The organism is Actinomadura rubrisoli, assembly GCF_004349215.1.
Lineage (GTDB): Bacteria > Actinomycetota > Actinomycetes > Streptosporangiales > Streptosporangiaceae > Spirillospora > Spirillospora rubrisoli.
Genome location: NZ_SMKU01000059.1, coordinates 1 through 22,133 on the forward strand (window position 1 = coordinate 1; position 22,133 = coordinate 22,133).

General features: G+C 71.8%; 19 protein-coding genes. 7 read left to right on the forward strand and 12 right to left on the reverse strand.

What is annotated here, in order from left to right; all coding sequences use genetic code 11:
* Window positions 1–7 precede the first annotated feature (7 nt).
* The 6 genes from E1298_RS14250 to E1298_RS14275 form a co-directional block, all read right to left on the reverse strand.
* Window positions 8–478: a MarR family winged helix-turn-helix transcriptional regulator gene (locus E1298_RS14250; RefSeq protein WP_207944622.1), complete on the reverse strand. Its 471-nt coding sequence runs from the start codon at window positions 476–478 to the stop codon at window positions 8–10.
* A 117-nt stretch (window positions 479–595) separates the two neighbouring features.
* Complete coding sequence (locus E1298_RS14255) at window positions 596–2,176, reverse strand: acyl-CoA synthetase (protein ID WP_131893241.1); 1,581 nt, start codon at window positions 2,174–2,176, stop codon at window positions 596–598.
* An 18-nt stretch (window positions 2,177–2,194) separates the two neighbouring features.
* Complete coding sequence (locus tag E1298_RS14260) at window positions 2,195–3,352, reverse strand: thiolase domain-containing protein (protein ID WP_131893243.1); 1,158 nt, start codon at window positions 3,350–3,352, stop codon at window positions 2,195–2,197.
* On the reverse strand, window positions 3,345–4,403 hold the full coding sequence (locus E1298_RS14265) for a thiolase domain-containing protein (protein WP_131893245.1): 1,059 nt from the start codon (window positions 4,401–4,403) through the stop codon (window positions 3,345–3,347). Before E1298_RS14265 ends, E1298_RS14260 begins: the two co-directional genes overlap by 8 nt.
* Window positions 4,403–5,332: a Zn-ribbon domain-containing OB-fold protein gene (locus E1298_RS14270; RefSeq protein WP_131893247.1), complete on the reverse strand. Its 930-nt coding sequence runs from the start codon at window positions 5,330–5,332 to the stop codon at window positions 4,403–4,405. Before E1298_RS14270 ends, E1298_RS14265 begins: the two co-directional genes overlap by 1 nt.
* Window positions 5,322–6,881 (reverse strand): acyl-CoA synthetase, encoded by a 1,560-nt coding sequence (locus E1298_RS14275; protein ID WP_131893249.1) that lies wholly within the window; start codon window positions 6,879–6,881, stop codon window positions 5,322–5,324. Before E1298_RS14275 ends, E1298_RS14270 begins: the two co-directional genes overlap by 11 nt.
* Window positions 6,882–7,034: 153 nt before the next feature.
* On the opposite strand from E1298_RS14275, the gene E1298_RS14280 reads away from it, so the two are divergent.
* Window positions 7,035–7,847, forward strand: coding sequence for a crotonase/enoyl-CoA hydratase family protein (locus E1298_RS14280; protein ID WP_131893251.1), 813 nt, complete (start codon window positions 7,035–7,037; stop codon window positions 7,845–7,847).
* A gap of 19 nt (window positions 7,848–7,866) precedes the next feature.
* Here the strand turns inward: E1298_RS14280 and E1298_RS14285 are convergent, their stop codons facing one another.
* Window positions 7,867–9,660, reverse strand: coding sequence for an alkaline phosphatase family protein (locus tag E1298_RS14285; protein ID WP_207944623.1), 1,794 nt, complete (start codon window positions 9,658–9,660; stop codon window positions 7,867–7,869).
* 274 nt (window positions 9,661–9,934) lie between these two features.
* Between E1298_RS14285 and E1298_RS14290 the strand changes: the two genes are divergently transcribed.
* The 4 genes from E1298_RS14290 to E1298_RS14305 all read left to right on the forward strand — a co-directional run bounded on the left by E1298_RS14290 (window position 9,935) and on the right by E1298_RS14305 (window position 15,547).
* Window positions 9,935–11,125: a sensor histidine kinase gene (locus E1298_RS14290; protein WP_131893253.1), complete on the forward strand. Its 1,191-nt coding sequence runs from the start codon at window positions 9,935–9,937 to the stop codon at window positions 11,123–11,125.
* 79 nt (window positions 11,126–11,204) lie between these two features.
* A complete protein-coding gene (locus E1298_RS14295) occupies window positions 11,205–11,903 on the forward strand; it encodes a response regulator (protein ID WP_279498381.1) in 699 nt (232 codons plus the stop codon).
* 155 nt (window positions 11,904–12,058) lie between these two features.
* Window positions 12,059–14,209, forward strand: a complete 2,151-nt coding sequence (locus E1298_RS14300) for an MMPL family transporter (protein ID WP_131893255.1) — start codon at window positions 12,059–12,061, stop codon at window positions 14,207–14,209.
* 78 nt (window positions 14,210–14,287) lie between these two features.
* Complete coding sequence (locus E1298_RS14305) at window positions 14,288–15,547, forward strand: alpha/beta hydrolase family protein (RefSeq protein WP_131893257.1); 1,260 nt, start codon at window positions 14,288–14,290, stop codon at window positions 15,545–15,547.
* 124 nt (window positions 15,548–15,671) lie between these two features.
* Here the strand turns inward: E1298_RS14305 and E1298_RS14310 are convergent, their stop codons facing one another.
* On the reverse strand, window positions 15,672–16,154 hold the full coding sequence (locus E1298_RS14310) for a hypothetical protein (RefSeq protein WP_131893259.1): 483 nt from the start codon (window positions 16,152–16,154) through the stop codon (window positions 15,672–15,674).
* Window positions 16,155–16,224: 70 nt separating this feature from the next.
* Between E1298_RS14310 and E1298_RS14315 the strand changes: the two genes are divergently transcribed.
* Window positions 16,225–17,073: an alpha/beta fold hydrolase gene (locus E1298_RS14315; protein WP_131893261.1), complete on the forward strand. Its 849-nt coding sequence runs from the start codon at window positions 16,225–16,227 to the stop codon at window positions 17,071–17,073.
* 50 nt (window positions 17,074–17,123) lie between these two features.
* Here the strand turns inward: E1298_RS14315 and E1298_RS14320 are convergent, their stop codons facing one another.
* On the reverse strand, window positions 17,124–18,305 hold the full coding sequence (locus tag E1298_RS14320) for a PucR family transcriptional regulator (RefSeq protein WP_131893263.1): 1,182 nt from the start codon (window positions 18,303–18,305) through the stop codon (window positions 17,124–17,126).
* A gap of 350 nt (window positions 18,306–18,655) precedes the next feature.
* On the opposite strand from E1298_RS14320, the gene E1298_RS14325 reads away from it, so the two are divergent.
* Complete coding sequence (locus E1298_RS14325; RefSeq protein ID WP_165975457.1) at window positions 18,656–19,264, forward strand: calcium-binding protein; 609 nt, start codon at window positions 18,656–18,658, stop codon at window positions 19,262–19,264.
* A 74-nt stretch (window positions 19,265–19,338) separates the two neighbouring features.
* Here E1298_RS14325 and E1298_RS14330 read toward each other — a convergent pair whose 3' ends face one another.
* Genes E1298_RS14330 through E1298_RS14340 form a run of 3 tightly spaced genes read right to left on the reverse strand, consistent with a single transcriptional unit; the run spans window position 19,339 to window position 22,131 of the window.
* On the reverse strand, window positions 19,339–20,175 hold the full coding sequence (locus E1298_RS14330) for an ABC transporter permease (protein ID WP_131893267.1): 837 nt from the start codon (window positions 20,173–20,175) through the stop codon (window positions 19,339–19,341).
* Window positions 20,172–21,173, reverse strand: a complete 1,002-nt coding sequence (locus E1298_RS14335) for an ATP-binding cassette domain-containing protein (protein WP_131893269.1) — start codon at window positions 21,171–21,173, stop codon at window positions 20,172–20,174. The genes E1298_RS14330 and E1298_RS14335 overlap by 4 nt, the downstream gene beginning before the upstream one ends.
* A 1-nt stretch (window position 21,174) precedes the next feature.
* Entirely contained in the window at window positions 21,175–22,131 is a 957-nt protein-coding gene (locus E1298_RS14340; protein WP_131893271.1) for a Nif11-like leader peptide family natural product precursor, read from the reverse strand.
* Window positions 22,132–22,133: the final 2 nt, after the last annotated feature.

The window sequence follows — 22,133 nt, forward strand, 5'->3', positions numbered from 1 at the left end:
GTGGGGGTCAGGGGAGGTTTCTGATCTCCTCGATGATCCCGGGCATGGCGGCGTTGTTCTCGCGGATCCAGCGCAGGAGGAAGGCGATCTGTTCGTCGCTGTAGCCGTCGAGGCGCTCGCGGAACATCCGTCCGATGGGCTCGAAGTAGCGGCCGAAGCGGGCGACGTTCTCCTCCACGAGCTCGACGATCACGCGGCGGCGGTCGTCGGGGTCGCGGGTGCGCCTGACGTAGCCGGCCTTCTCCAGCCGGTCGATCACGGCGGTGATGGCGCCGCCGGTCGTGATGCCCATGAGCTGCGCGAGCTGGCCCGGGGTCTGCGGGCCGTCCAGGGACAGGGCGTTCACGCACTGCGCGTCCGTGACGTTCATGCCCGCCTTGCTCGCGGTGGCGTGGTGCAGCAGCACCGTGAACATCGTGCTGCGCTGCGTCGCCATTTGCAGCTCGCCCGCCATCCGGTCGCGCTCCGGGGTCGACACACCCCACCTCTCCTTCTTTACTCTAATATAGAGACGCTCATTTAGAGAGCGGCTCTTCAGAGGAGAGTCTAGCCGTCCGGCGGCGGTGGGGGACAGCCGGACGGCGACGCGGCCAGGTCAGGTCGGGCCGTCGGCGGCGGACGAGGCGATCCGCGCGGCCCAACGGTAGTCGGCCTTGCCGGCCGGGGAGCGCTTCATCTCCGCGACGAACGCGTAGACGCGCGGGACCTTGTAGCCCGACAGCTCCCTGCGGCAGTGCGCGTCCAGGTCCGCGGTGGACGGGGCGTCGCCGGACGGCTGGACGACGGCGGCGACGCGGTTGCCCCAGCGCTCGTCCGGGACGCCCGTCACGACGGCGTCGTACACCGATGGGTGGCCCTTGAGGACGGCCTCGACCTCCTCTGGGAAGACCTTCTCGCCGCCGGTGTTGATGGCCTGCGAGCCGCGCCCGTAGACGGCGATCGACCCGTCCTCCTCCACGGTGGCGATGTCGCCGGTGAGCAGCCAGCGCCGCCCGTCCACGACCGGGAACGTCCGGGCGGTCTTCTCGGGGTCGTTGTAGTAGCCGCGGGCGATGTGCCCGGTGCGGGCGACCTGCCCGATGGCGCCCGAGCCGGGTTCGACGGGCCGGAGCGCGTCGTCCAGGACGGTGACGTTCTCCACGTCGGGCGCGAACCGCAGGCCCTTCTCCGGGGCCGAGCCCGCGACCGCCTCGGCCGTCGAGCCCGATTCGGTCGAGCCGAACCGGTCCATGATGAGCGTGTTCGGCAGGAGCCGCTGGATGCGGTCGCGGACGGTTCCGGTGAGGATCGCGCCCGTCGAGACGTAGGCCAGCAGGGACGAGGTGTCGTAGGCGCCGCGCGCCAGCTCGTCCGCCATCGGGATCGCCATGGCGTCGCCGGTCACGGTGAGGGAGTTGACCTTCTCGCGCTCGATCGTCCGCCACACGTCGGCGGCGTCGAAGCGGCGCGTGTAGACGACGGTCGCGCCCATGAACCAGGCGATCCATGTGGCCATCTGCGCGGCGCCGTGCATGAGCGGAGCGACGGGCATCATCACCAGCGGCCCCGAGTCGCGGGCCAGGGCGACGACGTCCTCGGGACGGCTCGGACGCGGGAGCGTCGGGTTCCAGAACGCCAGCAGCAGCTGCCCGGTCGACCACATGACGCCCTTGGGCATCCCGGTCGTCCCGCCCGTGTAGATGATGTAGGTGTCGCCGGACGAGCGGGACGGGAAGCCGCGCGTCCCGTCGGCAGCCCGGAGCGCGTCGTCATAGGCGACCGCGCCGGGGATCGACGGCGCCCCGCCGACCGCGACGAGGTGCGCCAGCGCGGGTACCCGGGCGACGACCACCGCGACCCGGTCCTCGAACTCCACGTCGTACAGCAGCGCCACGCTGTCGGAATCGCGGTAGAGGTAGAGCAGCTCGTTCTCCACGTACCGGTAGTTCACGTTGATCGGCACGGCGCGGATCTTCAGCGTGGCCAGCAGCGCCGCCGCGTACTCGATGCCGTTGTACAGCTGGACGGCGACGTGCTGCCCCGGCCGGACGCCCGCCGTCTCCAGGTGGTGCGCGAGGCGGTTGGCGTGCTCGTCCAGTTCGGCGTAGGTGAGCCGCCGGTCGCCGCACACCACGGCGACGCGCTCACCGATCGCGTCCGCGACCCCCTCGAACAGGTCGGCGTGGTTGTACTCCATCGGGCGTCCCTCCGGCTGTCACGGTTTCGAGCTGCCGACGATCCACATCGCGAAGAACTGGGCGCCGCCGCCGTAGGCGTGGCCGAGGGCGCGGCGCGCGCCGTCCACCTGGTGCTCGCCCGCCTGCCCGCGCACCTGGAGGGCCGCCTCGGCGAACCGGATCATCCCGGACGCGCCGATCGGGTTGGACGACAGGACGCCGCCGGAGGGGTTCCACGGGATGTCACCGTCCAGCGCCGTCGCCCCGGCCTCGGTGAGCTTCCAGCCCTCGCCCTCGCCGCAGAAGCCGAGATTCTCCAGCCACATCGGCTCATACCAGGAGAATGGGACGTACACCTCGGCGCAGTCCAGCTCGCCGCGCGGGTCGGTGATCCCGGCCTGCCGGTAGACGTCGGCGGCGCAGTCGATGCCGCCGCGCGGGTTCACGGTGTCGCGCCCGGCGAAGAAGATCGGCTCCGAGCGCATCGCGGTGCCCTGCACCCAGGCGGGCCGGGACGGTGCTCGTTTCGCGGCGTCCTCCGAGGCCAGCACCATCGCGCACGCCCCGTCCGAGGACGGGCAGGTCTCCAGGTAGCGGATCGGCTCCCACAGCATCGGCGTCGACTCGACCATCTCGCGGGAGATGCCGGGGATCCTCAGGTGCGCGTACGGGTTCTTCAGCGCGTTCTGCCGGTCCTTGACGGCGACGAGCGTGCCGATGTGGTCGGGGGCGCCCGACCGGCGCATGTAGGCGCGGATGTGCGGGGCGAAGTAGCCGCCCGCACCCACCACCAGGGACGTCGTGAACGGCGAGTTGACGGTCAGCGCCCACGTCGCGTTCGACTCCGACTGCTTCTCCCACGCCACCGTGAGGACGCGGTCGTGCACGCCGCCCTGGATCAGGCTCGCCGCGACGATCGCCGTGGACCCGCCGACCGACCCCGCCGTGTGCACGCGCATGATCGGCTTGCCGGTGGCGCCCAGCGCGTCCGCCAGGTACGCCTCGGGCATCATCACGCCCTCGAACAGGTCCGGGGCCTTGCCGATGACGACGGCGTCGATGTCCTTCCACGTCAGCTCCGCGTCGTCGAGCGCGCGCCGGGCCGCCTCGCGCAGCAGGCCCGCCATCGACACGTCCAGGCGCTTCGTCTTGTACGCCGTCTGCCCGATCCCGATGATCGCGCACGGGTTACCCATGGTTCTCTCCCGACAGGACGCAGACCAGGTTCTGCTGGAGGCACGGACCGGACGCGGCGTGGCCGAGCGCCCTGGACGCCGTCCCGGCGTGGATCCGGGACGCGGCCTCCCCGATCCGGATCAGGCCCGCGGCCATCACGGGGTTGGCCGACAGCGACCCGCCGGACGGGTTCACCGCCACGTCGCCGCCGAGCCCCAGGGCCTCCCGCAGGATCAGCTCCTCGTGGCTGAACTGCGCGTGCAGCTCCGCGACCTCCACTCCGGCGGCGCCCGCCTTCTCGCCGGCGATGCGCGCCGCGTCCGAGCGGGTCAGGTCGCGGACGCCCGGCGCGTGGGCCTCGCTGCGGTGGTCGATGCCGGTGATCCACGCGGGCCGCTCGCACAGCTCCCGCGCCTTGTCCCCGGCCGCCAGGACGATCGCCGCGGCGCCGTCGGTGACGGGCGCGACGTCGTGCGGATACAGCGGCGCCACGTCGTAGCCGCCGTCCTCGGGGTCGGGCAGGTGCAGCGCGAACGGATTGTCGCGTCCGGACGCGCGGGACCGTGCCGCGACGGCGCGCAGGTCGTCCTCCTTGGCGCCCGACCGCTCCATGTAGGCGCGGGCCTGGAGCGCGGCCAGCGACACCTGGTCGATGCCCAGCGGCGCCAGGTGGTACGGGTCGAGCTGCTGGGTCAGGACGGTCCGCAGGTCCCCCTGCGACGCCTTCCCGAACCCGTACACCAGCGCGGTGTCGATCTCGCCGTGCCGCAGCTTCACCCACGCCTCGTACAGCGCCCACGCCGCGTCCATCTCGACATGGCTCTCGGAGATCGGCGGCCACGCCCCGATCGCGTCGAGCGCCGCCACGAACGAGAACGGCGTGCCCGCCAGGTAGTCGCACGACCCGGAGCAGGTGAACCCGAACCGGCCCAGCCCGGTCCGCTCCTTGATCTCGGTGATGAGCGGGGCGAGCAGCTCGGTCTCCGCCAGCCCTCGGTCCTCGGCCGCGTGCTCGGTCTGCACGAAGGCGACGACCGCGATCTCCCTGCCGGCCCGCGGGTCCTTGCCCATCAGAGGTAGTCCTTGATCTCGTCGAAGGGGACGTCGGGCTCGTCGAGGGGCTCGAACCACCTGATGTTCGCCATGGTCCTGCCCCACTCCTCGCGGGGACGCCACGCCGCCTTCACCCGCATGCCCATCCTGACCTGGTCCGCCGGGATGCCCGCGACGAGCGTCAGCATCGTGAGCCCCGCACCGTCCAGCAAGACGTAGGCCGACACGAACGGCACCTCGGGGGCACGCGGGTCGGGGATGTTGTTGACCGCGAAGGTGGTCACCGTGCCGGTGTCGGGCAGCTCCACCTCCTCGCCGGTGGGCACGCCGTCGCGCGGGCACAGCCCCTTCATCGGGACGATGACCTGGTCGCAGACGGGGCACCTGTGCCCGAGGATCCGGCCCTCGGCGATGCCCTCCAGGAACCGGTCCAGCGCCCGTCCGCCCTGGAGCCGGTACTCCAGCCGCGTCGGCGCGTTGATCATCGTGACCTCGGGCAGGAAGCACGCGATGTCGCCGATCCCGCCGGTCCGCTCCGCGCGCCATCTGGGACGCACGCGCATCCCGGTCCTGAGGGAACGCGGCGGCTTCGCGCCCTCGTCGAAGACGCCCAGGTCGAGCGCGTGCAGCAGCGCGGTGTCGGCACCGTCCGGCCGGATCAGCGCCCACGCGAACGGGCGGTCCAGCGGATGCTCCTTGGCCGGGCGCGGCACCCACGACCACGTCGTGACCGTCCCGACCGGGCCGACCTCCACGAACTCGCCGGTCACGTCCTCGCCCGTCTCCGGGTCGTACTCGGCGGGCGGCACCAGCACCCGGCCCCCGGCGGTGCGGACGCCGACCAGGCGGCCGTCGCGCAGCTCGCTCAGGAACCGGCCGATCACCGGGCCGACCGAGCGGGTGTACCCGCCGGGGAACGCCAGGACGTGGTTCGGGTCAGATCGCACTGCCGCGGTCCTTCCAGTACGGGTCCCTGAGCTTGCGTTTGAGAAGCTTGCCGTTCGGCTCGCGCGGCATCGTCTCGATGAAGTCGATCGTCCTCGGCCACTTCATCCGGGCCAGCCGCCCGTCCAGGGACGCGAGGATCTCCGCCGCCAGGTCCGGGCCGGGCGGGGCTCCCTCGGCGGGCTCCACGACCGCCTTGATCTGCTCGCCCCACTCCTCGTCCGGGATCCCGAACACGGCCACGTCCGCGACCTTGGGATGCAGGGTGATCTCGTTCTCGATCTCGGCGGGGTAGATGTTCGCCCCACCCGAAATGATCATGTCGGCCTTGCGGTCGGACAGGAACAGGAACCCGTCCTCGGTCAGATAGCCGACGTCGCCGACCGTGAAGAAGCCCTTCAGCCGGTTCTCTTCGGTCTTCTCCCTGTCGCCCTTGTACTCGAATTCCGTGCCGGCCATCTTCATGTAGATCGTGCCGTGCGTCCCGGCCGGGACGGGTTCGCCGTCATCGTCCACGATCAGCAGCTCGCTGATCGGCCAGGCGCTGCCGACCGTCCCGGGGTGGGCCCGCCAGTCCTGCGGGCCGGCGACCGTCCCGCCGCCCTCGGTCGCCGCGTAGTACTCCCAGACGCAGTCGCCCCACCACTCCAGCATCCGCTGCTTGATCGGCACCGGGCACGGCGCGGCCGCGTGGATCGCCCATTTCATGGACGACACGTCGTAGCTCTTCTTGATCTCCTCTGGCAGGCCCAGGAGGCGCTTGAAGTGCGTCGGCACCATGTGGGTGCTGGTGACGCCGTGCTCCTGGATCAGCCGCAGGCACTCCTCGGCGTCCCACCCGTCCATGTAGACGATCGTGTGCCCCATCTGGAGGGCCGAGCCGCCGAACTGGGTGACGGCCGTGTGGTAGTTCGGCGAGGTGATCAGGTGCGCCTGCGGCGCACCGCCGGCGGGCCGTCCGGGCGTGATGCCGAACATGCCCAGCAGGAAGGTCATCAGCTCTGCGCTGTCGTCGGGGTCGAGGCCGGCCAGCCGCCGTCGGACGCCCTTCGGCCGTCCCGTCGTCCCGGACGTGTAGTGCATGGTGGCGCCGTTGGTGCGCCCTTCCGGCAGGTCGCTCGGCTGCCCTTCGACCAGGTCCTCGTACGGGTGGAAGCCCTCGACCCGGCCGAACGCGAACCGCCGCCTCGGGTCGAGGTCCTCGGCCGCCCTGGCGCCCTCCTGCGCGTACCGCTCGTGGACGAAGAACGCCTTGGCCTCGCTGTCGGCGACGATGTACCCGATCTCCGGCCCGGTCAGATGCCAGTTGATCGGCGTGTAGTACCAGCCCGCCTGCAACGCCGCCAGGTACAGCACGAGCCCCTCGACGCCGTTCGGGACGAGCCCGCAGATGCCGTCGCCGTCCTGGAGGCCCAGGCCCCGAAGCCCGTGGACGAGCCGGTTGGCGCGGGCGAGCAGGTCGCCCGCCGCGTGCCGCGTCCCGTCCGGATCGACGGCGGCGATCCACTCGGGATCGGCCTGCGCCAGCCGCCAAAAGCCCAACGACCCCATCGGATCTCCCTATGTGATCACGGTCGGCACCGCCTCGCGCCGGTGCCCGGCGACCAAAGTAGATCACGTTCTCGTTTTATCGGGCAAGCCCTACCAGTAGCGGACGCACTTCACTAGAATCTGTTCTTGTTTTGCATCCGGGCTGGAGGAACCATGACGGAACGGCCGCCGATCGGCACCGAGCACTGCACCGTCGAGCGCGACGGCCACGTCGTCATCGTCACGATGAACCGTCCCGAGGCGCGCAACGCGCTCAGCTCCTCGATGCTCGTCGGCCTCGCGGAGGCGTGGGCCTACATGTCCGAGACTCCTGAGGTGCGCGTCGGCATCCTCACCGGCGCCGGCGGCCAGTTCTGCGCGGGCGCCGACCTCAAGGCGATGGGGCAGCGTCCCGCCGACCCCCGCGTCCAGGAGCGCATGGCGCGGATCCCGGACTTCCACTGGAAGGGCCTGCTCCGCGACGGCCGTCCGACCAAGCCCCTCATCTGCGCCGTCGAGGGCTACGCCGTCGCGGGCGGCACGGAGCTGCTCGTCGGGACCGACCTGCGCGTGGTCGCCGAGGGCGCCACCCTCGGCCTGTACGAGGCGAAGCGCGGCCTGTTCCCCATGGGCGGCTGCGCCATCCGTCTCCCCCGTCAGATCGGCTACGCCAACGCCATGGACCTCCTCCTGACGGCCCGCTCGGTGAGCGCGCAGGAGGCCCTCGCGATGGGCCTTGTCAACAAGGTCGTCCCGGACGGCACCGCCCTCGCCGCGGCGCGGGAGCTCGCCGACCAGATCGCCGCGTGCGGCCCCCTCGCCGTCCAGGCCGTCCTGCGCACCTACCGCGAGACCGAGCATCTCGCGGAGGAGGAGGCCCTCAAGATCTCCGACGAGATCGGCTGGCCGGTCATCGGCTCCGAGGACGCCAAGGAGGGTTCCAGGGCCTTCAAGGAGAAGCGCCCCGCCGTCTTCGAGGGCAAATGACTCTCCAGCAGCGAAGGAGCTAGGACGACCGCTGGGACCCGAAGGCGGTCAGGAACCGGTCGCGGAAGGCGCTCATCGGCCAGACCGGGGCGTCCGGCCCCGGCTTGAGGCCGTCCTGCCAGCCCCAGCCGGAGATCTTGCTGAGGACGGCGGGGTCGCGGGCGACGATCGTGATGGGCACGTCCCTGCCGGCTCCCGCGCCGGTGACGATCGGGGCGGGCTGGTGGTCGCCGAGGAAGACGAGCACGAGGTTGTCATCGCCGTAGGTCTCCACGTAGGAGATGAGGCTGTTCAGCGAGTATTCGATGGAACGCCGGTACTCCGCGCGCACCCGCGACGGATGGCGCCACACCGCGTCCGGCTTCTTGCCGGACGCGGCCATGGACTTGTAGACCGAGCCGTCGCCGACGTCCTTCCAGTCGATCATCTTCGGGATCGGGGCCCAGGGCGCGTGGCTGGACAGCAGCGGGATCTCCGCCATCACCGGCGCATGGCCCCGCTTCGCCCGGTTCGCCCGCTCGTACCGCTCGAACATCGTCAGGGTGTACTGGTCGGGCATCGTCGCCCAGCTGAAGCTCGCGCCGCGATAGCCCATGTCGCGGGCGGCGTAGACCTGGTCGTAGCCGAAGAACCGGCCCTCCGGCCAGGCCCGGGTGACCCCGGGCACCACCGCGACACTGCGCCAGTCCGCGCGCTGGAACGCGCGGTTCAGGGTCAGCCGGTTGCTGTCGACGAGGCTGCGGTAGCGCTGCTGGTTGTTGATCCACAGGCCCGACAGCAGCGTCGAATGCGCCAGCCAGCTGCCGCCGCCCGCCGTCGGCGAGGTGAGGAAGCCGCTGCGCGAGGCGAACCCGGCCGCCCGCAGCCGCCGGCTCCCCTCGTCCAGCACCGCGCCGACCTGCGGCGCGAACTCCGGGTCCTGGACGGCGTCGCGCCCGTAGCTCTCCACGAACGCCAGGACGACGTCCTTGCCGCGCAGGCCCGTCAGCATCCTGCCGCCGGGGGTGCCGCGGAAGGCGTCGACGGCGGCCTCGGACCGGAACGCCTTGTCGTCGTTCAGGCTCGCCCGCACCTGGAGCGCGTGATCGTAGGCGAGGGCCGCCGTGCTCCCGGAGGCGACCGGCACGCCGGGGACGATCTGCGCCCCGAGCGCCGCGCACGCCGCCCACGCCGTGCCGAGCACCGCGACGGCGCGGATCGCGGTCGTCCGCTTCCGGGTCACCAGCCGGTTCAGCCGGAGCACCGACAGCGTCATGAGGACGGGCACGGCGACCGCCAGGATCACCACCGCCCCGACCACGACGATCGCCCCGGGCCGTCCGACCGAGGCGCTGAGGAACTCCATGGCGGACCCGAACAGGATCCAGTCGAGGACCAGGTCGAACCGCCGCACCAGGACCGCGTCGAAGCCCACGTCCACGACCTTCACGATGGTCAGCAGGCCGAGCACGGCCCCGGCCACCGCCGCCGCCACCCGTCCCGCCCTGGCCGGCAGGACGAGGAGGACGGCGACGCCCACGAGCGCCTCCACCGGGATGCGCACGAACGCCCCGGGCGTCAGCCGGGCGGCCTCGGTCGGCGCGACGAGCCCGAACAGCACGAACAGGCAGGCCAGGACGGTCGTCGTCCAGCCCGCGATCGAGCGTCCCCGTCCTTCGCCTTCCCGCTTCCCCTCCGCTTTCTGCTTTCCCTCCTGCTCCGCTTTCCGCTCCCCTTCCTGCTCCCCTTCCTGCTTCCCTTCCTGCGATTCCGGCTCGCCGGCGGGTTCGCTCGCCGCTTCCCCGATCTGAAGGTCACCGTCGCGCAATGACAATCCGAAGGTCCTCCCGTGCGAGCCGATGAGCCGCGAAACCGTCCTGAACTGCGGATAAGGGGACGGCCACATTCTCACTACGTACACGCTCCCCACGCGGTTCACCCGTACGGCGCGGGATCCGCCGTGGCGCCGGTCCCACCGAAAAGCGCGGGCGCCACCTCAAGGCGCGGGCACCGCCGGGGGCGGCGCTCACTCGCGAGAGTGAGGACGCCGTCCTCACCGCGCTCGATACTGGGGGCAGCCACATCGCTTCCGTAGGAGAGCAGACCACGTGTCGACCCTCACCGCGTACCGGCGGCGGCTCACGGACCGGGCGCGTGACCTTCCTCCCCTGGCCGTGGACGCCGCCATCGCCGCCGCCTGCTGGTCGATCATGGTCTTCCAGGCGAGCATCGACGACCTCCTCACCTGGTGGATGCCGGTGGCGGCCCTGGCGAACGCGCTGCCGCTGATCTGGCGCCGCCGGTACCCGTTCACGGTCACCGTCGTCACCGGCATCGGCACCATGTGGCTGGCCATGGCGGAATTGCTGGGCCACCTGCCCGCCGCGCAACTCGTCGCCACCTACACCTTCGCCGCCCTCTGCCCGCCGGTGCTGCGGCTGACCGCGGTGGCGCTGTCGGCCGTCGCGCTCGCCCTCTCGATCCTCGTCCCGGACGACGAGGTCCTCAACCTGGGCCTCCAGGGCATCGCGTTCTCCGTCGCGTACGCGCTGGGCGTCTCCGCGCGGGCACGCCGGTCCCGGATCGCCATGCTGGAGGAGCGGGCGCGGCGCCTCGCCGGGCAGCGGGAGGCCGCCGCGGCGCGGGAGCGGACCCGGATCGCGCGCGAGATGCACGACATCATCGCCCACTCGATGAGCATGATCGCCATTCAGGCCGAGGCCGGTCCGGTGGTCGTCCGGTCCGACCCCGGCAAGGCCGAGGAGGTGTTCGACACCATCTCGGCCACCGCGCGCGAGTCGCTGGCCCAGCTCCGCCGGGTCCTCGGCGTCCTGCGGACCGACGAGGCGGCCACCGGCCCGCCACCCGACCTCGACGGCCTGCCGGCGCTGATCGCGGGCTTCCGGCACTCCGGCCTGGACGTGACGCTGGCGATCGGCGGCGAGGCCCGGCGGGTACCGGCCGACCTCGGCGCGACCGCCTACCGGATCGTCCAGGAGTCGCTGACCAACACGGTCAAGCACGCCGGGGCGGCGAGCGCGACCGTCCGGCTGGAGTGGGCGGGCAGCGCGCTCCGCCTGGAGATATGCGACGACGGGCCGGGTGAGGCGAGCGCGGGCCCGGTAGATGAGCTCGGACGCGGCCGGGCGGAGCGGGCCGGGCACGGACCGGAGAGCCCGGCAGGGCACGGGCTGATCGGGATGCGGGAGCGGGTCGCGGCGGCCGACGGCGAGCTGACGGCAGGCCCGGGGGACGGCGGCGTCGGCTTCCGCGTGACGGCGAGCCTCCCCCTGCCGTAGGCGGACGGCCCGTGGGCCCCCGTCGTGCACGCGGCGAATCGGCCCCTTCTCGCCGGTGAAATGCCCGTACTGTGAGGCCGTGCCCCCTGAACAGCTGATCCGCGTGCTCATCGCCGATGATCAGGCGCTCGTCCGCGAGGGTTTCGCGATGATCCTTTCCGCCCAGCCGGACCTGGTGCTCGCGGGCACGGCGGCGGACGGGGCCGAGGCCGTCCGGATGGCGCGGGAGCTCGATCCCGACGTGGTGCTGATGGACGTCCTCATGCCGAACGTCAACGGGATCGAGGCCGCCGAGGAGATCTGCCGTCACACGCGCGCGAAGGTCCTGGTGCTCACCACGTTCGATCTCGACGAATACGTCTACGACGCGCTGCGGGCCGGTGCGAGCGGCTTCCTGCTCAAGGACATGCGGCGCGACGAGCTGGTCGACGCGGTGCGCGTGGTCGCCGCCGGCGAGGCGCTGCTCGCGCCGACCGTGACGCGGCGGCTGATCGCCGACGTGGTCGGACGGTCCCGTCCCGCGCCCGGCGCCGCCCGCGCGGACGCCCGGCTGGCGCGGCTCACCGCGCGGGAGACCGACGCGCTGCGGCTCCTCGCCCGGGGGCTGTCCAACGCGGAGATCGCCCGCGAGCTGCACGTCAGCCAGCACACGGTGAAGTCCCACGTCAGCAGCCTGCTGGCCAAGCTCGGCCTCCGGGACCGGGTGCAGGCGGTCGTGCTCGCCTACGAGGGGGGCCTGGTCCAGCCGGGCGAGACCCCGCCCCCTGGTCACTCCTGAGGACGAGGACGGACACTCCCGAGAACGAGATTTGCCCTCCCGGGAACGGGATCCACCGCTCGTGAGGACGAGGCGCGGATCCACTCTCGTCGGCGATTCGCGCACCCCCTCCGCCCGGCGAACATCGGGACAGGTCTCGTCCACCGGGGGTTGTCATGATCAGCGCGATCTCAAGGTTCACCGCCCGGCGACCGCTCATCGTCGTCGGGGTATGGCTCGCCATCGTGGGCGCCGGGTTCGGCATCGGCGGCGGGGTGTTCGGGCGGCTCGTGTCCGACGTCGGCCGGGTGCCCGGCAGCGAGTCCGGCCGCGCCGCCGACCGCCTGGACGAGGTCGCGCCCCGGGCCGAGACGCTGACCGCGGTCATCTCCGGCCGGGCGGCCGGAGATCCCGAGCTGCGGCGGAGCGTCGCCTCGGCGACCCGGAAGGCGCGGGCCGTGCCGGGCGTCGCGGCGGTGTCCGAGCCGCTCCCCTCCGCCGTGACCGGCAGGGCGCTGCTGGTCGAAGCCGTCCTGGCCCCCGGGGACGATCAGGGGGCGGCGGCGGAGGCCGTCGCCGGGCACCTGCGGGCCGTCCGCCCCGGGACGGTCGCCATCGCGGGCGGCCCGCTGTCGGACGCGGAGTTCGACTCGCAGGCGCAGAAGGACGTGGCCAAGGCCGAACTGCTGAGCATGCCGGTGATGCTCGTCCTGCTGCTGATCGTCTTCGGCGGGGTGCTCGCCGCCGGGCTGCCGCTGCTGGTCGCCGTGGTCGGGATCGGCGGGACCTTCGGCGTCCTCTTCCTGTTCAGCCACGTCACCGACGTCTCGGTCTACGCGATCCAGATCACCAGCATGCTCGCGGTCGGCCTGGCGGTGGACTACGCGATGCTGATCGTCAACCGGTTCCGGGAGGAGCGCCGCACCGCCCCGGAGGTGTCCGCGGCGGTCGCCCGCGCCACCGCGACCGCCGGCCGCACCGTCATGTTCTCCGGCCTGACGGTGGCGGTCGCGCTGGCCGGGCTGGTGGTCTTCCCCGACCCGTTCCTCCGCTCGATGGGGCTGAGCGGCGCGGCCGTCGTCCTGGTGGACATGGCCGCCGCGCTCACCCTCCTCCCGGCGCTGCTCACCAGGTTCGGCCACCGGATCTCGCCGGCCCGGCAGCGCCCCGAGCACGGCGTCTTCGCCCGGGTCGCCAGGGGCGTCCAGCGCCGTCCGGTGCTGGTCCTCGCCGTCACCGTCGGCGCGATCCTCGTGCTGGCCGTCCCCGTGTCCGGCCTCCGCATCTCCCACGGCGACCCCCGGATGCTGCCCGGCCCGACCTCCACCCGCCAGATGTGGGAGGGGCTCACCGTCCACTTCCCGGACCGGGCGCGCTGGTCGGGCGACATCCAGGTGATCGCCCGCGTCCCCGCGGGCGACCCCGGGCTGGCGCGGCTGCGCGACAGCGTCGCCGCCGTACCGGGCGTCGCCGAGGTCCGGGTGGACGCGCTCGGCCCCCGGCTGACGGCGGTGTACGCGGCGCCGCGCGGCTCGTCCGACGGCGCCCTGGCGAAGGACGCGGTGAAGGCGATCCGGGACCTGCCGTTCGACGTCGAGGTCACCGGCGACACGGCACGGCTGATCGACTACCGGGCGATGCTGGTCGACAGGCTGCCGTGGGCGGTCGCCCTGATGGCGCTCGGCACGCTGGTGCTGCTGTTCGCCTTCACCGGATCGGTGCTGCTGCCGGTCAAGGCCGTCCTGACGAGCCTGCTCAGCATCGGCGCCGCGCTCGGCGCGGTGGTCTGGGTGTTCCAGCACGGCCACCTGGCGGGCCTGCTCGGTACGGAGGGCCTCGGCTACGTGCACCTCACCGTCCCGATGCTGGTCGGCGCCATCGCCTTCGGCCTCTCGGTCGACTACGAGGTCTTCCTGCTGTCCCGGATCCGGGAGCGGTGGCTGGCCGGGGACGGTCCCCGCGCCGCGGTCGCCGAGGGCCTCCAGCGGACCGGCGGCATCGTCACCGCGGCGGCCCTGCTGACCATCGTCGCGTTCTCGGGATTCATCTTCGGCGGCTTCGCCCCCATCAAGGCGATCGGCCTCGGCCTGGTGCTGGCCATCGCGCTGGACGCGACGATCGTTCGCATGCTGCTGGTCCCGGCTGCCATGACCCTGCTGGGACGGCGCAGCTGGTGGCTGCCCCGTCCGCTGCTAGCCGTGCACGCCCGGCTGGCACTGTCCGAGCCGTCCCCTGAACTGGAGGATCGACCAGCTGGGAACGATCCCGTACCGACCTCCGGCGGCGACCCGGAGAAGGGCTCAGGGATGTCCCCGGCCGGGCCCTGAGATCACGCCGACCGCCTATCGCCGTGACCGTCCGCGATGCCACTCTCAGTGAATGATCTTCCAACCCGCACCCGTCGAATGACCGCGATATCACGCCGGACGGTCCTGGCCGCGGCCGGAACCGCGGGGCTCGTCCTCGCCACCGCGGGCATCGCCACCGCGACCCATAACGGCGGCACCCAGCACACCGCCGCCCAGCAGGCCGCGGCCCAGAAAGGCCGGGTACAGCTGAGGCTTCCGGCGCCGACCGGCCCCGCGCGGGTCGGGACCACGTCGCTGCATCTGGTCGACCACGCGCGCAAGGACCCGTGGACATCGGCCAAACGCGAGCTGATGGTCAGCCTCTGGTACCCCGCCCGTGACGTCCAAGACCACAAGCGCGCCCCGTGGCTTCCACCGGCGTCCACGGCCCTCGACAAGCAGCAGACGAGCCGGAACCTGCAGACGTCCCTGGACAACGTCGACTATCCGGTCACCCATGGCCACCAGGACGCACCCGTCCGGGGACGCCGCCACCCGGTGGTGCTCTTCTCCCCCGGGTACGGCGCGATCCGCGCCCACGGCACCGCACTCGTCCAGGACCTGGCCAGCCGGGGGTACGTGGTCGTCACCATCGACCACACCCACGACGCCCAGTTCGTGGAGTTCCCCAAGGGCCGGCTGGAACTGACCCGGAAACCGTCCAACCCGACCGAAGAGGAAGCCGAAAGGGAGACCGCCAAGGCGCTGCGCGCCCGCCAGGACGACACCAAGTTCGTCCTGGACCAGCTCCCGACGCTCAACACCGGCGGAAACCCCGACGCCGAGCACCGCCGGCTGCCCGGGGGCCTGCGCGGCTCCCTCGACCTGTCCAAGATCGGCATGTTCGGGCACTCGCTCGGCGGCGACACGACCGCCGAGACGATGGCGGAGGACCCCCGCATCGCCGCGGGCGTCAACATGGACGGCACCTTCTTCGGCCCCGTCGCCGCCACGGGCCTGGACCGCCCGTTCATGCTGATGGGCAACGCCACCCACGGGCGCGACAACGACTCGACCTGGGAGGACTTCTGGTCGAACCTGCGCGGCTGGCGCCGCCAGTTGCTCCTGCGCGAGTCCGGACACCAGACCTTCACCGACCAGTCGCCCCTGGGGCAGCAGCTGATCAAGGCCCTCCCGATCCCGCCGGCGGTGGTCGCCAAGCTGCGCGAGTCCATCGGCACGATCAATGCCGGCCGCGCCGTCGCCGCCGAGCGCGCCTACCTGACCGCCTTCTTCGACCTGCACCTGCGCCACCGCGACGACCACCTGCTGTCCAAGCCGTCCCCGAAATACCCCGAGATCGAGTTCATCCCCTGACACCGGCCACGGGAACGGCACAAAAGCCCCACCTGGCGGCGAGCAAAGGCCCAAGCCCGCACGCTCGCCGCCAGCCGGCCTTATAAAGCCTCCACCGACCTCTAGACGCGCCGTTCCGCTCGGCTCAATGGAACTGTCTTCGTTCATCGATTCGCCGCACCGGATGATGAACGAACACCTCTCCTGAGAAAGTGCCGTAGACGATGTTGAGCGTGTCGAGACGGTAATACCATCCCCATTCCGCCATGAACCGATAGTTGATGTGCCATCGCAACGTGTGTCGACGCCGCAAGGGCACGCCCATCCGCCGCCATGCGGGTTCGAGCCTCGTCCGAGCCTGCGCATTATTCATCTGCGGAACGAGCATGACCCGCAGGATGCCGCGGGATTCTGCCAGCTCCAGTTGAGTGACCGGCGGCAGGCCGCTCGTCAGCGACGATTCTGGGATGAAGTCTTCTCCCTCGTACATGTGTACCTCGTGCACGAAGGGGGGTGTGCCGTCAGGCAGGGGGAACGCTTCGGGCAGGGAATTGCGCCGCACCGCCCCGGGCGCGCCCCTGGAGCGCCGCGTCCAATAGACCCGGACCCATTGCACGGCCACGTCCACGCCGTGATGATCGCAGGCGGACGGCGCACGGCGACGCGTTTTGGGTCCGAACTGTCGATACGGTGGGCGGATGGTGATCGAGACCGATGTGAAGCTGGCTGACGGGCGTACGCTGCACGCCTATGACACGGGCTCGGACGCCGCTGATCCGCTGACCGTCTTCTGGCACCATGGCACGCCGAACATAGGCGCACCTCCCGTGCCCCTGTTCCCGGCCGCCGCCCGGCTCGGCATCCGATGGGTGTCGTTTGACCGTCCTGGATACGGCGGCTCGGCCCCTTTTCCGGGACGGGACGTGGCATCGGCGGCCTCGTGCGTCTCCGCCGTCGCCGATGCGCTGGGTATCGATCGGTTCGCGGTGATGGGCCATTCCGGGGGCGGCCCGCATGCCCTGGCGTGCGGGGCGCTGCTGCCCGAGCGGGTGCTGGGTGTTGTCAGCGTTGCCGGTCTGGCCCCGTTCGGCGCGGACGGGCTGGACTGGTTCGCGGGCATGTCGGCCTCCGGCGTGGCGGCCCTGCGTGCGGCCGCCGAGGGGCGCGCGGCGAAGCAGAGATACGAGGCGTCCGCCGAGTTCGATCCGGCGATGTTCACCCCGGCGGACCACGCCGCGCTCGCGGCCGGGTGGTCGTGGTTCGAGGACGTGGTCGGCCCGGCCGTGGAGGCAGGTCCAGACGCTCTGATAGACGACGATCTCGCCTACGTCGCCCCATGGGGATTCGACCCCGCGCTGGTGGTCCCGCCCGTCCTGCTCCTCCACGGCGGGCAGGACCGGGTCGTGCCCAGCTCGCACGGCCGATGGCTCGCCCGCCGCTGCCTCTCGGCGCAACTGCGGCTCGACCCCGGCGACGGCCACATCTCCGTCCTCGACTCGGCCCCCGCGGCCCTGGAGTGGCTCCGGGCGCGCGCCGGTCAGGGCTGATCCTCCCGGGCGCGCGCCTGCCAGGGCTGATCGTCCCGGGTTCGTGCCGGTCAGGGGCCGGCGAGGATGCGTCCGACGGCGGTGCTCAGGACGCGGACGCCGCGTGTGGTGGTGGGGTCGATGTCGGTGAGGTCGCGGGCGCGGCGCAGGCGGTAGTCGAGGGTGCGGGGATGGATGTGCAGGTGGGCGGCGGCGGTCAGCCGGTTCATGTCGTGGCGGTAGTAGGCGTCCAGGGTGGCCACCAGGTCCGGGCCGCGGAAGAGCTGGTGCGCCACCCGGCGCAGCCACCGGTCGACCTGGGGCAGTTGCGCGGTGCTGAGCTCGACGAAGACGTCCGTGATGGTGCTGACGCGGTACGGATCTATCCCGATGGGGGTGGCGTGGCTGATCTGCCGCGCCAGGGTGTGGGCGGCGGGCAGGGAGGGCCTGGGGCCGGTGGCCGCGCCGGCGGCGCACGGCCGGTCCACCAGAGCGGCGAACGCGCAGGACAGGGCCAGCGCGCGTTCCTGGTCCCGGTCCGTCGGCTGGACCGGGTCGGTGCTCTCGCTGGGCATGAGCGCCACGAACTCCAGCGGGTCGTGCCACCCCATGGGCGTCCGGTCCAGCTCGATCAGCGCTTCGGTGACCTCTTCGCGGGTCGTGCGAGTCGGCTGGACGGTCTCGTCGGCGATCCGGATGACCGTCACCGCGTAGTGGTCGGCGAGGGGGATGTTCAGGCTCCGCGCGAACGCGGACACCGTGGGGTCGTCGGCGAGCATCATCGCCGCGAGCTGCTGGACGCGGTCGGTGAACGGCAGGGAATGGCGCTGGCCGTCCACGAAGCCGCGGGTGTAGGCGTCCTGGGCCGGTCGCGCCTGGGACCCGAGCCAGCTCAGCATCCGCAGGAGCGCGCTGAGCGAGGCCGGATCGGCCGCTTCGTGCACCTCTTGCAGGGTGAGGTTCGATTGCAGTCCCAGGACGAGCCTGTGGGACGCCAGCGAGACACCCGATTCGGCGCGCTCCCGTCCGGCCGAGGTGATCAACGCCAGGTAGTCGCCGGTCGCGGGCCGGTCCTCGGAGGCGAGCCGGACGGTCTGGCGCCGCAGTTCCACCGCGAAATCCAGAAGCGCGGCGTGCGTACGCTCGCCGGACGCTAATGTGCGGTATTCGGGCAGTTCGCGGGCAAATACCTCGACCGCGCGCCGCGCATTGGCGTCCACTCGTTTATTGAGCACTTCAAAGAGGTCTGCCATGACGCTCCCTGTCGCTATGCCATTGGACGCCGGAGGGCACGCTAGCGGAGGTCATCCGCTCATTCGCTGATCTTGACCGGCAGCGGCCACACCGAATATTCAATCGAATTTCAGAGGGGTTGAATTCACCGCGACCGGAGCCGATGCGAGGTCATCGCCTTGCGGAGGGTCATCATCTCCGACAACAACGTGCGCCTTGGCCGGCGCGACTTTGTCACATCTGGCAAACCACTCGCCGTTGATCGTCGCGCGTCGCCCGCAAACGGCCAGCCGCCTTGCGCGGCGAGCTCGTCCCCCCGCGAATGAGGGGTGGCGCCGGCGACCGGCCGGCACCGGAAGGAGATGGGCGAATGCGAGTTCGATCGATCATCGGAACGTTGGCCCTGCTCGGCGCGGCGCTCACCCCGCTCACCGCGGCCGGTCCGGCCTCCGCGGCCGGACCGGCCTCCGCGGCGGCCGCGACCTGCCTGGACGAGCGGACCGGGCAGAACATGACCCTCAACCCGAACAGCACCACGGCCGGCCACGACGTCATCTGGGCCTCCAACGGCAATGTGATCTCGACGTTGGCCGGCGAGGACCGGATCTTCCTCGACCAGATCACCGACGGCCCGTTCGGCTCGGACGTGGTGACCTGCGGCGACGGCGACAGCGACTGGATCGGCTACCTGCTGGCCCAGCCGTCGGGCACGATCTCCGCGCGGGGCGGGACGGGCGCCGACACCGTCCTCGGCGGCAGCGCCTCCGACTTCCTCAACGGCAACGCCGGCTCCGACAACCTCATCGGCAACGACGGCGACGACAAGATCAAGGGCGAGGACGGCAACGACAACGTCTGGGGCGGCGACGGCAACGACACCATCGATGCCGGGCCCGGCAACGACACCATCGACGGCGGCCCCGGCCACGACACCTGCATCGGCGGCGAGTACGTCGTCAACTGCGAGTCGGTCCGCTGACCCTCGACCACCGGCCCCCACCGCTCCCGATCGCCCCGGCGGGCTCTTCCCGTCCGCCGGGGCCCTCCGCCCGCTCAGTCGGGCCGCGCGAACCGGCGGCTCGCCAGCGCCAGGACGACGATCGTGAACCCGGCGACCAGGCCCAGCTCCAGCAGGACGGGCGGAGTCCAGCCTCCCCAGGCGACCGGCTCGAACAGCGGCGGCCGGCCGCCGGGCAGATAGGCCGCGATGGTGCGGCGCATGACGTCCACCGCGTACGTCAGGGGGTTGGCGAAGCTGAGCCAGGCCAGCCACATCGGCAGCGCGCCGATCGGGAACATCAGCCCCGACAGGAAGATCATCGGTGTCATCAGCACGCCGAGCACGGTGTGGAAGGTCTGCGCCCGCCGGATGCACACCGCGACGGCCGCGCCCAGCACCGTCATCGCCAGCCCGGTCAGCAGCAGTTCGCCGAGCAGCAGGACGAACAGGTCGAGCCGGTACGGCACGCCGATCAGCCCGGCGCTGAGCAGCACGACCAGGCCCTCGCAGGCGGCGACGGTGGCGCCGCCGAGGCACTTGCCGGTCAGCAGGGTGCCGCGCCGGACCGGCGCGACGAGCATCTCGCGCAGGAAGCCGCTCTCGCGGTCCCAGACGATCGAGGCGCCGGCGGAGATCGCCGGTGCCTGCACGGCCATGACCAGCACGCCCGGGAACAGGAACGTGCGGTAGTCGGCTCCCGGGCTGTTGACCAGGGCGGCGAGCCCGGTGCCGAGGACGAACAGGAACAGCAGCGGCTGGAAGAGCGAAGTCGCCCAGCGCGCCCGGTCCCGGACGAACTTGACCATCTCCCGCTTCCAGACCATCCGGGCGGCTCGCAGTTCGACGCGCAGGCGCGGCGGGGCGTCGTCGAGGGCGGCGAGCGGCGTCATTCGAGGTCCCTTCCGGTGTAGTGGAAGAAGACGTCGTCCAGGCTGGGCGGGGTGACGGTCACCGAGTGCACGGGCACGTCGAGCGCGCCGCACAGCCTCGGCACCAGCGCGGCGCCGTCCTCGGCCTGGAACCGCAGCCCGTCCGGCCCGGCGGCCGCCGCCAGGCCGAACCGGTCGCGCAGCACCGCCGCCGCGGCATCGTCGTCGCCGGTGCGCAGCTCGATCCGGTCGGCGCCCAGCACCGACTTGAGCCCGGCCGGCGTGCCGAGCGCGGCGACGCGGCCGGCGTCGATGATCGCGATCCGGTCGCAGCGCTCGGCCTCCTCCAGGTAGTGCGTCGTCACGAACAGGGTGGTCGCCCGGCGCTCGCGGACCCGGGCCAGGTGGTCCCAGACCAGGCGGCGCGCCTGCGGGTCCAGGCCGAGCGTCGGCTCGTCCAGGAACAGGACGCGCGGCTCGTGCAGCAGCCCCCGCGCGATCTCCAGCCGCCGCCGCATGCCGCCGGAGAACGTGCGCACGAAGTCGTCGCGCCGGTCCAGCAGGCCCAGTAGATCCAGGATGGCGTCGATGCGGGCGGGCAGCGTCGCGAGCGGCAGCGCGTACAGGTCGGCGTGGAAGCGCAGGTTCTCCGCCGCCGTCAGGTCGCCGTCGAGCGTCGTCTCCTGGAAGACCAGTCCGATGGCGTGCCGTACCCGGTCCGGCTGCCGCCGGGTGTCGTGCCCGGCGACCTCGGCCCGGCCGCCGGTGGGGACGGCCAGGGTGCACAGCATCGCGATCGTGGTGGTCTTCCCGGCGCCGTTGGGTCCGAGGAAGCCGAACATCTCGCCCTGGCCGACGGTCAGGTCGATGCCGCGCACCGCCTCGACCCCCCGGTACGACTTGCGCAGGTCCCAGGTGCGGATCGCCGGGGGCGGGCCCGGGTCAGACGCGTCCAGCGCCGAGAGCGGATCCGGGCGCGGACGCGGGTGCGGGTGCGGGCGTGGGTGCGGAGCCAGCATGTCAGGCGCCCTCGATGGCGTCGGCCCAGTTCTCGGGCACCACGAATCCGAAGCTCCACCGGTGCCGCTCGGTCGGGTTGACGATGCAGTGCCAGAAGAGTCGGTCCGGGTCCTGCTCGGCCTTGAAGAACCGGACGATCCGCGGGCGCTCCGGGAGCGTGACGATCTCACCGGTCCGCGGATTCTGGTAGCGGAAGAACGAGGTGTCGGCGGGGTCGGCGAACGGGCCGTCGAAGTCGATGACGTACATGCGCCAGCCCGGCTGGGTCTCGTTGGTGTGCCACAGCCGGTAGCCGCTGGGCGGATACCAGAGGCTGCCGGAGAACCGCACGTCGCTGCCGAAGAGCTTCTCCAGCGCCTCGATCACGCGGTTCTTGGCGTCGAAGTACCGGTCGTAGCCGGCGTGGTCGACGTGCTGGTCCAGGTTGACCAGGTGGAAGTCGCGCCGTTCGGCGTCGCTCCCGGCGCCCGGGTCGCGCCAGTGCGCCGCCATCATCTCGGCATTCCAGCGCTGAAACTGGGGGTCGGCGGGCGACATGGACGTGGTCGCCAGGTCCTCGGCGCGGAATCCCCGGTCGAAGGCGTCCAGATCGACCGAGGGCGGCCGGACCTTGAGGTCGGGCAGCGCGTCGAGCACCGGCTCGAAGCCCGGGAGGTCCTCCATCGCGTACTCGTGGTGGAGGAACGTGGTCTCTCTGGGCGGCGCCTCTTCGGGCCGCGCCTCCCGGGACGGCGTCTCCTGGGACGGCGTCTCCTGGGACGGGGCGTCCGCGGACGCGGCGGGCGGGCCCTCGAACGACGAAGACGCCTCGGCGAACTCGCGCAGGTCGAAGTCGTAGCCGTGGCGCTGCCCGAGGCGCACGAGCTCCGGCGTGGCGGTGATCGACTTGAGCTGCTGGCGCAGTGCCGGGGACGCGTGCATGGCCCGCAGGAACTCCTGGCAGGATCGCAGTGACATCG

Coding starts and splice junctions, on each gene's coding strand:
- E1298_RS14330 (WP_131893267.1), bottom strand. CDS start 20,175: ATGACGCCGCTCGCCGCCCTCGACGACGCCCCGCCGCGCCTGCGCGTC.
- E1298_RS14300 (WP_131893255.1), top strand. CDS start 12,059: ATGATCAGCGCGATCTCAAGGTTCACCGCCCGGCGACCGCTCATCGTC.
- E1298_RS14280 (WP_131893251.1), top strand. CDS start 7,035: ATGACGGAACGGCCGCCGATCGGCACCGAGCACTGCACCGTCGAGCGC.
- E1298_RS14260 (WP_131893243.1), bottom strand. CDS start 3,352: ATGGGTAACCCGTGCGCGATCATCGGGATCGGGCAGACGGCGTACAAG.
- E1298_RS14255 (WP_131893241.1), bottom strand. CDS start 2,176: ATGGAGTACAACCACGCCGACCTGTTCGAGGGGGTCGCGGACGCGATC.
- E1298_RS14315 (WP_131893261.1), top strand. CDS start 16,225: ATGGTGATCGAGACCGATGTGAAGCTGGCTGACGGGCGTACGCTGCAC.
- E1298_RS14305 (WP_131893257.1), top strand. CDS start 14,288: ATGACCGCGATATCACGCCGGACGGTCCTGGCCGCGGCCGGAACCGCG.
- E1298_RS14335 (WP_131893269.1), bottom strand. CDS start 21,173: ATGCTGGCTCCGCACCCACGCCCGCACCCGCACCCGCGTCCGCGCCCG.
- E1298_RS14320 (WP_131893263.1), bottom strand. CDS start 18,305: ATGGCAGACCTCTTTGAAGTGCTCAATAAACGAGTGGACGCCAATGCG.
- E1298_RS14265 (WP_131893245.1), bottom strand. CDS start 4,403: ATGGGCAAGGACCCGCGGGCCGGCAGGGAGATCGCGGTCGTCGCCTTC.
- E1298_RS14325 (WP_165975457.1), top strand. CDS start 18,656: ATGCGAGTTCGATCGATCATCGGAACGTTGGCCCTGCTCGGCGCGGCG.
- E1298_RS14340 (WP_131893271.1), bottom strand. CDS start 22,131: ATGTCACTGCGATCCTGCCAGGAGTTCCTGCGGGCCATGCACGCGTCC.
- E1298_RS14275 (WP_131893249.1), bottom strand. CDS start 6,881: ATGGGGTCGTTGGGCTTTTGGCGGCTGGCGCAGGCCGATCCCGAGTGG.